The organism is Burkholderia sp. MR1-5-21, from assembly GCF_053427715.1.
In genome coordinates, this window is record NZ_JBSAXD010000037.1 from 81,247 (window position 1) to 94,409 (window position 13,163).

Consider the following 13,163-nt stretch of genomic DNA (forward strand, 5'->3'; position numbering starts at 1 on the left):
TTGGTCGGTCAGAAAGTAGGGGATGCGTGCGCCGGCGCGTTCGCCTCGACAGCCTGCAGCAACTGCGCGGCCACCGAGATCGCGATCACTTCGGGGGCCTTGTCGACGATGCCTTCGACGCCGATCGGGCAGCGCATCCGGGCGAGCTGCGCCGGATCGATGCCGAATGCCGCGAGACGCTGATCGAACTGCGCGCGCTTCGCGTGCGAGCCGATCATCCCGAAATACGCATAGTCGCCGCGCCGCAGGATGCGCTCGGCCAGCACGAGGTCGCGTGCGTGGTCGTGCGTCATCACGATGAAGTAGGTCTGCGGCGGCGCGGTGTCGACGGCGTCGTCCGGCGTGTCGCTTGCGTCGATCGTCAGGTTGCCGATGCCGGCGAGCGTCTCCGACGGCGGGAATGCCGCGTCGCGCCGGTCGACCCAGTGCACGTGGCAAGGCAGCGTCGCGAGCACCTTGACGAGCGCGGTGCTGACGTGCCCGGCGCCGAACAGGACGACCGGGAACGCATACGGCGCGATCGTCTCGGTCATCAGCGCGACGCCGCCGGTTTCCCACAGCAGGCAATCGGCACGTGCGGCGGCCGGTTCCGGCTCGCTCAGCAGCGGCGCGCCCGGCGAGGGGCCGAATGATACGCTACGCACGGTCGCGGCGCCTGCCGCGACGCGTTTTGCGAGCGACATGATCCAGCCGAGATCGCCGACGTCGAGCCGCTCGAACGCGAGCACGACGGCGCCGCCGCAGCACTGGCCGAGGCTCGGGCCGAGCGCGAGCCGCTCGAGCTTGCGCGCATGGGGCACGTGTGCGCCGTCCTTCAGCAGGTGCCGCGCGATCTCGATCGCGCGCCATTCCAGATGACCGCCGCCGATCGTGTAACGCGCGGTGTCGCGCGTCACGAGCATCTTGGTGCCGGCTTCGCGCGGCGCGGAGCCGTCGGTGTGCGCGACCGTCACGAGCACGGCCGCTTCGCCGTGCGCGAGCAGTTGCTGGAGATCGCCAAGCCAGGGTTCCATCAGCGCGCTCCCGGAATATCGGCGTGCGACGCGCGGCGCGGGCTGGCGGGCGCGGCGGCAACGGTGGACGGGAGCGCGAGCAGGATGCGCCGGGCGCCGATGCGTGGCGCAGGTGCGCCGGCAGTCCCGGAGCGGGACGCGTGAACGCCATGAGGGCGACGGTTGCGGATGGTGTGCGTTGTCATGATGAATCCAGTCGACATTGCGGATCAGGCGCGCGTTACGCAGGGGGTCGAGACACCCGGCCTCGCGCACGTAGATCGCCATCCAGACGTCACGATAGCACTGCAGGACGGCCGGAATATCGGCCGGCGTTGATCCGGGCTATCAGATGGCGATCATGTCGATCATAGGCCGGTCGCGGGACGTTGAGGGCCGGATGGCGGCGCATCGGGCCGAAACGCAGTCCCGGCGGGGCTCGGCGGGGCAGGGAGATGACGCGGGGCGGGGCGCGGCCCGCGTGGAACGGCGGGCCGCAACGGCGTAGGTGTTTACGTGGGGACGGTGCGGCCGGCCGCGCGTCGGCGGTCAGGCCGCGAGCTTGCGGCGGTTGCGCCAGAGGCTCGCGACGACCAGGATCAGGATCGCGGCGAAGCCGATCAGCGCCCAGCCGGGCAGCAGGATGCCGAGGATCGGCGGATAGACGGTCTCGCACAGCCCCGCGACCTTGAACATGCCGGGGAACCAGTGCGCGGGCGGCAGGCTGTCGACGATCGGCTGCAGCGTATCGAAGCCGCAGCTGAAGCCGGGGTTCATCTGGATCGTCAGGTGCCGCGCGGCGGTGCCGACGCCGCCCGCCGCGGCGATCGCGATCAGCAGCTCGAGCAGCCAGATGCCGCGCCAGTTCCGCATCCCCGCGGCAAGGAACGCGAAGATGCCGATCGCTGCAAAGAAGTAGCGCTGGATGATGCACAGCGGGCACGGATCCTCGTTCTTCACGTACTGCAGATACAGCGCGCCGGCGAGCAGGGCGATGCATACCCAGCCGAGCAGCATCAGCAGGCGGCGTTCACGGCGTAGCGCAAGCAGGTAATCGTTCATGGTCGGGCGGGTTTCCTCGTCGGTCGGTCCGGTCAACAATCGCGCGATTTTAGCGCGAATGGTCTGGCACGAAACTGACAGCGCGCGTGCGGCGCCCCGCCGCACCCTGCCGGCTCACCCCGCCGATATGGTCAGCGGATCGGATTCAGCACCGCCTCCGCTGCCTGGCCGATCGCGAGCAGCGCGTCGTCCCGATGCGGCGCGGCGGCGAGCATCATGCCGACCGGCGCCGCGTCGCGCGGATGGCACGGCAGCGACAGCGCGCACGCGTCGAGGAAGTTGAACGCGCTCGGATTGCGCAGGATCAGCGCGTTGGTGCGCGTGAACGCGTCGTCGTCCGCTTCCAGTTCCGCAATGCGCGGCGGCACGATCGGCACGGTCGGCGCGACGAGCGCGTCGAAGCGCGCCCAGACCGTGTGCGCGGCTTCGTCGAGCATCGCGTCGCGCGCGGCGAGCAGGTCGAGGTAGTCGGCCGCGCTCGCCGGCTCGCCCTTCAGGATCCGCGACAGCACGCGCGGATCGTAGCGGTCGCGATGCCGGGCGAGCAGCGGCCGGTGCCATGCATAGGCCTCGATCGGCGAGAAGCCGAAGCGGTTGATGTCCGGCAGCCGGTCGAGCGCGCCGAAGCGCACCTCGCTGACGACCGCGCCGGCGGCCTCGAGGTGCTTGAGCGCGGTGTCGAGCGCCGCGGCGACGTCGGCGTCGACGCCGTCCGTCACGTAGTTCGTCAGCACGCCGAGCCGCACGCCTTCGAGCGGTCGCGCGGCGGGCACGTGCGGCTCGAGGCCCGCGAGCATCCGGTCGACGAGCGCGCAGCACGCGACCGTCAGGCCGATCGGGCCGAACGAGTCGAGCGTCGACGACAGCGGCACGCCGCCTTGCTTCGGAATCCGGCTCGCGGTCGGCTTGAAGCCCGTCAGCCCGCACAGCGCGGCCGGGATGCGGATCGAGCCGCCGGTGTCGGTGCCGAGCGCGACGGCCGCCATCCCGTCGGCGACCGACGCGGCAGCGCCTGACGACGAGCCGCCGGCGATCCGTGCGTCGCCCGGCACGTCGCTTCGGTACGGCGAGCGCGGGGTGCCGAAATGCGGATTCAGGCCGAGCCCCGAGAACGCGAATTCGCTCATGTTGGTGCGGCCGACCAGCACCGCGCCCGCGCGCTTGAGGCGCGCGACGGCGACCGCATCGGCCGTCGCGGGCGGTGCGCCGTCGAGCACGCGCGAGCCTGCGCGCGTCACCTGGCCGGCGACGTCGAACAGGTCCTTGACCGACACCGGGATGCCCGCGAGCGGCGACAGCACGGTGCCGGCGGCGCGCAGGCGGTCGTGCGCGTCGGCGGCCGCGCGCGCGTTGTCGGCGTCGACTTCGGTGAAGACGACGGCGCCCTGGCCGGCCGGATCGGCGATCCGGTCGAGCGCGGTATCGACGAGCGCGCGGCTCGTCGTCCGGCCGGTGGCGAGATCCGCGGCGAGCTGGGCGAGCGGGGGGAAGGGCGTGAAGGTGGTCATGGACGGCTCAGGGTCGAAGATGTTGGAGAAGGGTGACGCGGAACGAATCGATATGGCGCTCGACGGCCGCGCGCGCGCCGTCGGCATCGCGGGCGGCGAGCCGGTCGAGCAGCTCGCGGTGTTCGCGCTGGACGTCGGCGAGATGGTGCGGCTCGGACAGCGTGACGAACCAGAAGCGCAGCGAGCGCTCGTGCAGCCCGCGCAGGATGTCCGCGAGCACCGGGTTGCGCGCGGCCGCGCCGATCGTCTGATGGAATGCGCGGTCGAGGTCCATCATGCTTTCGACGTCGTGCCGCTCGACGCAAGCCTGCCCGTCGTCGAGCAGCGCGGCCATCCGCGCGAGATCGTCGGGCGACGCGTGACGGGCGGCGAGCGCCGCGCAATGCGCCTCGTTGATGCGCCGCACGTCGATCACGGCGACGATATCGTCGAGCGATAGCGGCTGCACCATCAGCCCCTTGCGCGGCATTACGGACAGCAGCCCCTCGAGCACGAGGCGATGCACGGCCTGGTGGACGGGCGTGCGGCCGATTCCGGTACGCGCGACGAGGTCGGCCTCGTTGAGCGCGGCGCCGGGCTTCAGGCGCATCGTGATGATGTCGCGCTGGATCAGCGCGTACGCGCGCTCGGCGAGGCTGGCCGCCGAGAGGTCGGGCCGGCGGGCGGGCGGGGCGTCGGTCAGGGTGTTCATACGTGCGGCGGCGCGGTGGCCGGACGACGCAAGGGCATGCTCGGCCGGTTCCGGGGTGTGGGCAACGTGTCGATATTATTGTGATATATCACAGATGTCCAGCGCGGCAGCGTGGGCAGACCGCGGGGCGATTCCGGAGCGCAAATCGACCGGACCCTTGCAACATTGATGACAAGATGTTGTCGGCTTACCGCGCGATCGGGCACTGAAGCATAATGAATCCTCGTCAATCCACGCGCGCGAGCGACGTACCAGACCACCGTCATGAGCGAAAACACGCCTTCCGTTGCCGGCTCGGCCGGCATGACCTCTCATTCCCCTGACTCCGCCCGTCCGATTGCGGCGAACGCCGCGTCCGGCGCCGCGCCTGTCGCGTCGGCCGGCCAGGCCGCAACGACGTCCGCGGCGCACGGCGTTGCCGACGATGTCGTCGGGGCGGGCGCGTCGCCCGTCACCGTAGCATCGGAGCGGGGCGCGACCGGCACGTCGGGTGCTGCGGCCGGCGGTGCGGGCGCATCGGCAGGCACTGCCGCGCACGAACGCAAGCCCGGTGCGCCGCCGCCGGGATTCGGCGCACCGCCCGACTTCGATACGCCGCGGCCGCCGCCCGCGAACGCGCCGACTGCGCCGCCCGCGTACCTGAAGCAGAGCGACACGCCGTGGTCGGTGTTCGGCCGGATCATCGCCGCGCGCGCGCGGCGGATCTTCGACCGCGCCGGGCAGCGCATCACGCAGCGCACGCTGCGCATCGGCGTGTCCGCACGGATCTTCCACCCGGAGCCGGGCGCGAAGGGGCTGCGCGGCAAGACGCTGCAATACCTGGAGGAGTCGATCGCGCATTGGGTGATGTCGCGCGACGTGCTGGTGTTCATGATTCCTACAGTCGGTCACCAGGGGATGCTGCACCCGAGCAACATCCGCCTGCGCGATTATGCGAAGCATCTGGACGGCCTGCTGCTGCAGGGTGGTGCCGATGTGTCGCCGCAGACGTACGCGGCGTCCGACGCGCACCCCGAATGGCCGGGCGACCGCGTGCGCGACATGTACGAACTCGAGCTGCTGCACGAGTTCGTCGAGTCCGGCAAGCCGGTGCTCGGCGTGTGCCGCGGCTGCCAGCTGATCAACGTCGCGTTCGGCGGGTCGCTCTATCAGGACATCGCGACCGACGTGCCGACCGCCAACGCGCACGTGAGCGAGCATTACGACCAGCACCGCCACGCGGTCCGCTTCCCTGACAGCTCGACGCTCGCGAGCATGTTCCCGGGGCGCCGCGAGGCGATCGTCAACTCGATCCACCATCAGGCGATCCGCGATCTCGGCCGCGACCTGAACATCGAGGCCGTGTCGGCCGGCGACGGGATCATTGAGGGCATCCGCTACCGGCGCGCGCCGTTCGTCGTCGGTGTGCAGTGGCACCCCGAATTCCATCGCGCGGGCGGGGCCGAGCTGCTCGATTGCACGCCGCTGCTCGATGCGTTCCTGCGTGCCGCACGCGAGACGCGCCTGTAAGACTGTCGAGCTTCGTGATGACGTGCCGCATCCCGGTTAAATTCGAGATGCGGCTCCGGCGTTTTGCACGATAATCGCGAGTTTCCGATTCGTCCGCCGGAGTCTGAAGTTGGCCTTCCGATATTTTTCCTCTGCACGATCCGCAACGTGGGCCGTTGCAATTGCCGCGTGCGCTTACGCCGGCGCCGCATGGTCCGATGACACGACGGCGCCCGTTGCCGGCACCCGTCCGGCCGTGACGGCCCTGAGCGGCGACGCCGCGCCCGCGGCGAACGGCGCTGCGCAAGGCAACGTCGCCGAACTGACGCAAATGCTGCGTGACGGCAGGGTCGTCGAAATGCGGACGACGTACAACGGCAGCTACGGCGCCAGTCTGATGTTCGATCCGCAGGAAATGACGTACTACGTCGCGCTGTTCCAGGACAAGCATCTGTGGCGCGTGATCAAGTCGCAGGACAAGAGCCGCGCGGAGATGGTGTATGCGAACTTCGTCCAGCAGACCGTGCAGCTGTCCGACATCGAGATCCGCCGGACCGAACTGCAGGCGCAGAAGGCGTTCCTCGAGCGCGTGATCGCGTTGTCGGCGAATCGCGCGCAGCAGCTTCAGGCCGACCTGAGCGTCGCGCGCAGCCAGCAGGCCGAGGTCGCACAGCGGCAGAAGACGGCGGACGAGCAGGCACGCGCACTGCAGGTCGAAAAGCGCGCGGCGCAGGTGCAGTTGCGCGAATTGCAGCAGCAGGTGCAGCAGCTCGAGCGCCAGACCGAGTCTGGATTGCCGGCGCACAAATAACGCCCGCACGGCTTTCGGATCGACGAAACACGAAGCCCGGCGAAGTGACCCTTCGCCGGGCTTTTTTTGTTCGCCGCGGATTGCCGGCGCGTTTGCCGGTGCCGGTGCCGATCAGCGCGTGAACGCGTCGGGTGCGTCGGTCACGCGCCGATGGGACAGTCGCGATGTCCAGTCGTCGAAACCCGAATCGGGCGGGCGTGCCGCCGTCGTCGGCGCAGGCTGCGCGCCGCGCAATGCGTTGGCCATCGCGATCAGCTTGCGCGGATCGTCGAGGTTGCCGAGCGGCGGCTGGGGCCGCCGAGGTGGCACGGAGGCGCTTCGCTGCTCGGCGTGTGTCTGCTGCGGCGCAGGCGGGATGCGGGCGGCGACGCGTCCCAGGACGGGCGCGGTGTCTGGCCGGGCGGCGGTTGTCGTGTGATTTCCGGCCGAGCGTGGTGGCAGGGGCGCGGCCGCGAGGCGTTTTGCTTCGGGCGTCGTGCCGGGGCGCTGAGCCGCGATGGTCGGCGATGCTGCGTGTGCCGCGAGCGAGGGAACGGCGGTGGCCACGTCGCGCGTCCCGGCCTGCCGGGTCGGGGCAGCGCCCGGGTTGGCCGGTGGGCTGATGCGGGCGGGCGATGGATCCTGCGGCCGGCTGTCGCGTTGGATCGCGATGGCATTCGCGTACACGGTGTGCAACGGTGGCGCGACGTCGGACGGTGGCTCGTGCGCGGCGATCAGCCAGCCGATGATGCCGAGCGCGCCGACGGTCCAGCATGCCACGAGCGTCGGGCGCCCGATGCGTGCGCCGGCCGCGTCGGTGACGGGCTGCGCGCCGACGGACTGCGCGGCGACGCTGGTTTCCGGCGCGACGGCACTCGACGGCTGCCAGTGGCAGCCGCGATGAGGCGCCTCGACGTCGATGCACGATGTCGTGGTGACCGCGCGGCCGGCGTTGCCGGCCTCCATGCCGGACGCGCGGCGAATCGCCCACTCGCGGCCGAATGGCGGCACGCCGTCGAGTGGTGCGAATCGAGGGCGGGCGAGTTCGCCTTCGACGGAGACAAATGGCGATCGATTCATGAAGAAGATGCGCCGCGCGGCATGGGCGGAAAGCAGAACGCACCGGGCGGACATTGACACAAACCTCGTATTGTGATCAATCGGGGGCAGAGCGTCGATCGGACTGGTACGATTTTTCAGAACGCATCGCACGAAAGTACACACGGCCGGGCAGGCCCCCGCGACGTGCCGCACGGATCAGATGGCCACCAAAAGGCAATTGTCGGCATCACGTGTCATCATGCCCGGACGATGCCGGCCCGCGCGCCCTTGCGGGCGACGCGCCGCCGGCATCGGTGGGTTCCGCCTGCGCCGCGCGTGCGGCGCTGCATTTCGGGAACCGGCGGATCAACGGGGCGCGCGGGCGCGCCGTCCAAGCTCAGCGAGAAAAACATGTCCACAGCGTCACACGCGATCGTCCGTCAGGAATCCAAATTCCGCACCGTGTTCCGGGTCGTCAGCGGCAACTTCCTGGAAATGTACGACTTCATGGTCTACGGGTACTACGCGTCGGCCATCGCGAAAACCTACTTCCCGAGCGGCGATTCATTCGCGTCGTTGATGCTCGCACTGTCCGTGTTCGGCGCCGGCTTCCTGATGCGTCCCGTCGGTGCGATCGTCCTCGGCGCATATATCGACCACCACGGCCGCCGCAAGGGGCTGATCCTGACGCTCACGCTGATGGCGATCGGCACGCTCGCGGTCGCGGCGGTGCCAGGCTACGCGACGATCGGCGCGCTCGCGCCGGCGCTCGTGCTGTGCGGGCGCCTGCTGCAGGGCTTTTCGGCGGGAGTCGAGCTCGGCGGTGTGTCGGTCTACTTGTCGGAGATCGCGACGAAGGGGAACAAGGGCTTTTATACGTCGTGGCAGTCGGGCAGCCAGCAGGTCGCGGTCGTGTTCGCCGCGCTCGTCGGCGTGCTGCTGAACCGCGTGCTGCCGGCCGAGGAAATGACCGCATGGGGCTGGCGCGTTCCGTTCCTGATCGGCTGCCTGATCGTGCCGTTCCTGTTCCTGATCCGCCGCTCGTTGAAGGAGACCGACGAATTCCTCGCGAAACGCCATCGTCCGACGATGGGCGAGATCATGCGGTCGATGCTCGAGAACTGGGGCGTCGTGATCGCCGGCATGGGGATGGTGATCATGACGACGGTGTCCTTCTACATGATCACTGCGTATACGCCGACGTTCGGCAAGGAAGTGCTGCACCTGTCGTCGATCGACGCGCTCGTCGTGACTGTCTGCGTCGGCATCTCGAACCTCGTGTGGCTGCCGCTGTCCGGCGCGCTGTCGGACCGCATCGGCCGCCGCCCGGTGCTGATCGTGTTCACGGTGCTCACGCTCTCGACCGCATACCCGGCCGTCCATTGGCTCGTGGCCGAGCCGTCGTTCCTGCGGCTGCTCGCGGTCGAGCTGTGGCTGTCGTTCCTCTATGCGTCGTACAACGGCGCGATGGTCGTCGCGCTGACCGAGGTGATGCTGGCCGACGTGCGCACGGCCGGTTTCTCGCTTGCGTACAGCCTCGCGACGACGATCGGCGGCTTCACGCCCGCGATCTCGACGCTGCTGATCCACGAGACCGGCAACAAGGCCGCGCCGGGGCTGTGGCTCGGTGTGGCGGCGATATGCGGGCTGATCGCGACGCTCGTGCTGTATCGCACGCCGGAGGCGCGCGACCAGTACAAGGTGGCCTGACGGCACCGCGACGCGCGGCCGGCGGCCGCGTGGATTGCAAAAGGGGGGGCGCAGTTCAATTGCGCTCCCTTTTTTCATGAGGCGGTCAGGCGTTGCGCAATGCGTCGGCCACCGCGTGCACGACGTCGTCCCATTGTCCGGGGGCCGGTTGGCGCACGAGCCGGGCCTGCGGGTACCACGGACAGTCTGCTCCGGTGAACCACCGCCAGTCCGCCGCGAACGGCAGCATCAGCCACAACGGCTTGCCGAGCGCGCCGGCGAGGTGCGCGACCGCAGTGTCGATCGAGACGACGCCATCGAGCCGTTCGATCGCCGCTGCCGTTTCGGCGAAGTCGGTCAACCGGCCACCGAAGTGATGAACGCGTGGATGCGCATCGACGCATGTGCGTTCGGCGTCGTCGATTGCCGGCTGCAGCACGATCCAGTCGATATCGGGCAGCGCGAACAGCGGTTCGAGCGCGGCGAGCGGGATCGACCGGTTGTCCTGCGCCTGCCTGCGTCCCGACCACGCGATCCCGAACTTGCGTTTCGACTGCCCGCCGAGGGAGCCGCGGAAGCGTCGGCGGGCGAGGTCCGGTGCGCCGAGATAGCGTGTTCCGGACAGCAGGTCGGCAGGCTGCAGCCCGAGCGTGAACGGCAGGCTCAGCAGCGTGCACGCGATATCTGCGGTGCCTGCTTTCACGGCGCCTTGCGCAACGAGCGTCACGCGCCAGTCTGCGGCCGCCGGCGCGAGCAGCGCGACGAGTTCCGGCTGCACTTCGAGCACGACGTGCGCGCAACGCGCGCGCGCAAGCGGCACGAAACGGACGAACTGCAGCGTGTCGCCGAACCCCTGTTCCGCGCGGATCAGCAGCGTGCGCGACGCGATCGGCTCGCCCTGCCAGCGCGGCAGCGCGCCGAGCGGCGTCGCGCCGGGCGTGTCGTGGCGCGTTTCGTAGGCGGGCAGGCCGCGCGTGAAATCGCCGAGCGTCAGCAGCGTGACCGCGCGATGCAATTGCGCGAGCGTGAGGTCGGGCGTGACGCGCAGCGCCTGGTCGAACGCGCGCAGCGCCATCTCGTGCGCGCCGAGCGCGTGATGCGCGTTGCCGAGGTTCAGCCACGCGAGGCTGAATGACGGATCGAGGCCGACCGCGCGCTCGTAGAAGGGCAGCGCATCGCGATGGCGTGCCTGCGCGCTCAGTGCGTTCGCCAGGCCGAACAGCGCGAGCGGAAACGGCGGATGCAGCGCGAGCGCGGCCTCGAATGCAGTGGCGGCTTCCGCGTGGCGGCCGACCGCGTCGAGCGTGTTGCCGAGGTTGAAGTGCGCGGCGACGAAGCGCGGCTGCGCGGCGATCGCTGCACGGAAATGGGTGATCGCGTCATTGGCGCGGTCCATCGCGGAAAGCGCCATCGCGAGGTTGTTGTGCGCGCCCGCGTGGCCGGGCCGCAGTTCGAGCGCGCGATGAAACGCGGCGAGCGCGTCGTCGTGGCGGCCGAGCGCGTTCAGCGCGTTGCCGAGATTGTTGTGGATCGACGCGTCGTCGGGCGTGAGCCGCAGCGCCCGCTCGAACGCGTCGATCGCATCGTCGTGACGCTGCAGTGCCGCATACGCGTTGCCGAGGTTGTAGTGCGCGAGCGGAAATTCGGGCGCGAGCGTCAGCGCGTTGCGGAAGCGGTCGATCGCGTCGTCCAGGCGGCCGAGCGCCTTCAGCGCATTGCCGAGATTCAGTTGCAGCGCGGCATCGTCCGGGCGCAGCGCGACCGCGCGGCCGACGAGCTCGGCCGCTTCGGCATGCTGGCCCTGCTGATGCCGCAGCACGCCGAACAGATGGAGCGCGTCGGCGTCGGCGGGATTGGCGGCGAGCGCGGCGCGATAGCCGTGCTCGGCGTCGGCGAGCCGGCCCGCGCGGTGCGCGGCGTAGGCTCGGTCGAAGGCGGAATCCATGACGCGAAAACTAGCGGAAAACGCGCATTTTCCCATACCTGCCGGCACGGCCCCAGTTGGCCGTCCGGCATATGGTTCCGTCAGGCGGAGCGGCGTAGACTTGCAGGGTCGCAAGTCATCGAGGTTCTCATGGTCGACGAACTGCTCGATATCCCGCCCGTGCTGGTCGTCGGTGCGGGGCCGACCGGCCTGGCCGCCGCGATGAGCCTTGCGCGGGCGCGCGTGCCGGTGCGCATCATCGACAAGGCTGCCGCGCCCGCGCCGTATTCGCGCGCGATCGGCATCCAGGCGCGCACGCTCGAATTGCTGGAGCAGCATCGCGCGGTCGAGCCGTTTCTCGCGAGCGGGCATCGCGCGCATGCGGCGGCGCTGCACGCGGACGGCCGCGTGATTGCGCGGCTCGATTTCGATCCGCTGCAGACGCGCTATCCGTATCTGCTGTTCCTCGACCAGAGCGTCACCGAGCGGCTGCTCGCCGAGCATCTCGCCGGCCTCGGTGTGACCGTCGAGCGCGGCCGGACGCTGACCGCGTGCAACAAGGGTGAGTCGGACGACTCGGGCCGCACGTCGCTCGACGTGACGATCCGCGACGCGCACGGCGACGACGAGCAGTTTGCGCCGTCATATCTGATCGCCGCAGACGGCGCGCACAGCACGGTGCGTCACCTGCTCGGCGTCGGCTTCATCGGCCGGCCGTTCGAGCAGACGTTCCTGCTCGCCGATCTCGCGGCGATTCCCGACTGGCCGGACGACGAGATTCACCTGTTCACGGCGCCGGACGGCATTGCAGGCCTGTTCCCGATGGGCGACGGGCGCTACCGGCTGGTGGCGGACCGCCCGCCCGAGGACGGCGCGCCGCCCGGCGAGCGCGTTCCGTCGCTTGCACAGTGCCAGGAGATCGTGCGCTCGCGTGTCGGAACGTCGATCGTGCTGAGCGACCTCACGTGGTCGTCCTATTTCCGCCTGCACAGCCGCATGGTCGAGCAGTTGCGGCACGATCGCGTGTTCTTCGCGGGCGACGCCGCACACGTGCACAGCCCGGCCGGTGCGCAGGGGATGAACACCGGCATCCAGGAAGCGTTCAATCTCGGCTGGAAGCTCGCGCGGGTGCTGGGTGCGGGCGCGTCCGGGCGCCTGCTCGATACGTATCACGCGGAGCGTCATCCGATCGAGCGCGACGTGCTGCGGCAGACGAGTTTCCTCACGCAGATCGTCGAGGCCGACCGTGGGCCGATGAAGCTGCTGCGCGACCACGTCGTGCCGCTGCTGTCGTCGTTCGGGCCGATGCGCGACGCGGTGCGGCAAACGGTCAGCGAATTGGGGGTGCAATACCGGAAGAGTCCGCTCACGCTCGAGCGCGTGCTCGACGGCGGACCGCGCGCGGGCGAGCGGGCACCCGATGCGCTCGTGCATGTGGTCGACGGGCCGCTCGGGCAGGCGCCGGGCATCGCGCGGCTGTTCGACCTGCACGAGCCGACCGGCTTCACGCTGCTGCTGCTCGAGGATCCGCCGCCGGCCGGGGCGGGCGCGACGCCGCCCGCCGCGGCAGACGCGCAGGCGCTCGTGCAATCGCTCGAGCGGATCATGCCGGGCGCGGTGCGCGTGTGGCGCGTCTCCGATACCGAAGGCGACGGCGCGGCGGGGCTCGCGGAAGCCTACGGCCGGTCGCGGCCGTCGTTCTACCTGCTGCGGCCCGACGGCTATATCGCCGCGCGCGGGCGCCCGGCGTCCGACGCGAGCGCATTGCTGAGGCACTGCGAAAGCTGGTTCGCCGGTGTGTCGCTGTCTGCGTAGGGCCAGCGCAAGCCTGTTATCGGCGTGAACAGGCCCCGGGCGCGATCAGGCCCGCGCGGCGGCGGGCGTCAGCGTGTCGCGATAGGCGGCGATCGCGTCGCGCACGATCGGCGTGGCACGCTGCGCGGCAGCGTCGGCCGGGTCGTCGAGCGCCGCCAGCAGC

General features: G+C 70.0%; 10 protein-coding genes and 1 pseudogene. 4 read left to right on the top strand and 7 right to left on the bottom strand.

What is annotated here, in order from left to right; genetic code table 11:
• Nucleotides 1-8: 8 nt before the first annotated feature.
• The 4 genes from xdhC to ACV229_RS34725 all read right to left on the bottom strand — a co-directional run bounded on the left by xdhC (nt 9) and on the right by ACV229_RS34725 (nt 4,253).
• On the bottom strand, nt 9-1,013 hold the full coding sequence (gene xdhC, locus ACV229_RS34710) for a xanthine dehydrogenase accessory protein XdhC (protein ID WP_448087592.1): 1,005 nt from the start codon (nt 1,011-1,013) through the stop codon (nt 9-11).
• 528 nt (nt 1,014-1,541) lie between these two features.
• The gene (locus tag ACV229_RS34715; protein WP_448087593.1) at nt 1,542-2,054 is read right to left on the bottom strand and encodes a disulfide bond formation protein B; all 513 of its coding nucleotides are present in this window, start codon (nt 2,052-2,054) and stop codon (nt 1,542-1,544) included.
• A gap of 131 nt (nt 2,055-2,185) precedes the next feature.
• The gene (locus tag ACV229_RS34720; RefSeq protein ID WP_448087594.1) at nt 2,186-3,562 is read right to left on the bottom strand and encodes an amidase; all 1,377 of its coding nucleotides are present in this window, start codon (nt 3,560-3,562) and stop codon (nt 2,186-2,188) included.
• Between the two features lie 7 nt (nt 3,563-3,569).
• The gene (locus ACV229_RS34725) at nt 3,570-4,253 is read right to left on the bottom strand and encodes a GntR family transcriptional regulator (RefSeq protein WP_448087595.1); all 684 of its coding nucleotides are present in this window, start codon (nt 4,251-4,253) and stop codon (nt 3,570-3,572) included.
• A 264-nt stretch (nt 4,254-4,517) separates the two neighbouring features.
• Here ACV229_RS34725 and ACV229_RS34730 point away from each other — a divergent pair, with 264 nt between their 5' ends.
• Together ACV229_RS34730 and ACV229_RS34735 are read left to right on the top strand one after the other, a co-directional pair.
• Nucleotides 4,518-5,762 (top strand): gamma-glutamyl-gamma-aminobutyrate hydrolase family protein, encoded by a 1,245-nt coding sequence (locus ACV229_RS34730; RefSeq protein WP_448087596.1) that lies wholly within the window; start codon nt 4,518-4,520, stop codon nt 5,760-5,762.
• 109 nt (nt 5,763-5,871) lie between these two features.
• Nucleotides 5,872-6,552 (top strand): DUF2968 domain-containing protein, encoded by a 681-nt coding sequence (locus tag ACV229_RS34735; protein WP_448087597.1) that lies wholly within the window; start codon nt 5,872-5,874, stop codon nt 6,550-6,552.
• Nucleotides 6,553-6,663: 111 nt separating this feature from the next.
• Here the strand turns inward: ACV229_RS34735 and ACV229_RS34740 are convergent, their stop codons facing one another.
• Nucleotides 6,664-7,755, bottom strand: coding sequence for a hypothetical protein (locus tag ACV229_RS34740; protein WP_448087598.1), 1,092 nt, complete (start codon nt 7,753-7,755; stop codon nt 6,664-6,666).
• A 228-nt stretch (nt 7,756-7,983) separates the two neighbouring features.
• On the opposite strand from ACV229_RS34740, the gene tcuC reads away from it, so the two are divergent.
• Nucleotides 7,984-9,282, top strand: coding sequence for a tricarballylate/proton symporter TcuC (tcuC, locus tag ACV229_RS34745; RefSeq protein WP_448087599.1), 1,299 nt, complete (start codon nt 7,984-7,986; stop codon nt 9,280-9,282).
• An 85-nt stretch (nt 9,283-9,367) separates the two neighbouring features.
• On the opposite strand, the gene ACV229_RS34750 is transcribed toward tcuC, so the two are convergent.
• Nucleotides 9,368-11,206, bottom strand: coding sequence for a tetratricopeptide repeat protein (locus ACV229_RS34750; RefSeq protein ID WP_448087600.1), 1,839 nt, complete (start codon nt 11,204-11,206; stop codon nt 9,368-9,370).
• Between the two features lie 129 nt (nt 11,207-11,335).
• On the opposite strand from ACV229_RS34750, the gene ACV229_RS34755 reads away from it, so the two are divergent.
• On the top strand, nt 11,336-13,000 hold the full coding sequence (locus tag ACV229_RS34755; RefSeq protein WP_448087601.1) for an FAD-dependent monooxygenase: 1,665 nt from the start codon (nt 11,336-11,338) through the stop codon (nt 12,998-13,000).
• Between the two features lie 45 nt (nt 13,001-13,045).
• On the opposite strand, the pseudogene ACV229_RS34760 reads toward ACV229_RS34755, so the two are convergent.
• A pseudogene (locus ACV229_RS34760) lies at nt 13,046-13,163 on the bottom strand (formate dehydrogenase subunit delta); the annotation flags it as partial.

Bases quoted from the DNA above. Each gene is read 5' to 3' on its own strand.
- xdhC (WP_448087592.1), bottom strand. From the start codon at position 1,013: ATGGAACCCTGGCTTGGCGATCTCCAGCAACTGCTCGCGCACGGCGAA.
- ACV229_RS34715 (WP_448087593.1), bottom strand. From the start codon at position 2,054: ATGAACGATTACCTGCTTGCGCTACGCCGTGAACGCCGCCTGCTGATG.
- ACV229_RS34720 (WP_448087594.1), bottom strand. From the start codon at position 3,562: ATGACCACCTTCACGCCCTTCCCCCCGCTCGCCCAGCTCGCCGCGGAT.
- ACV229_RS34725 (WP_448087595.1), bottom strand. From the start codon at position 4,253: ATGAACACCCTGACCGACGCCCCGCCCGCCCGCCGGCCCGACCTCTCG.
- ACV229_RS34730 (WP_448087596.1), top strand. From the start codon at position 4,518: ATGAGCGAAAACACGCCTTCCGTTGCCGGCTCGGCCGGCATGACCTCT.
- tcuC (WP_448087599.1), top strand. From the start codon at position 7,984: ATGTCCACAGCGTCACACGCGATCGTCCGTCAGGAATCCAAATTCCGC.
- ACV229_RS34750 (WP_448087600.1), bottom strand. From the start codon at position 11,206: ATGGATTCCGCCTTCGACCGAGCCTACGCCGCGCACCGCGCGGGCCGG.
- ACV229_RS34755 (WP_448087601.1), top strand. From the start codon at position 11,336: ATGGTCGACGAACTGCTCGATATCCCGCCCGTGCTGGTCGTCGGTGCG.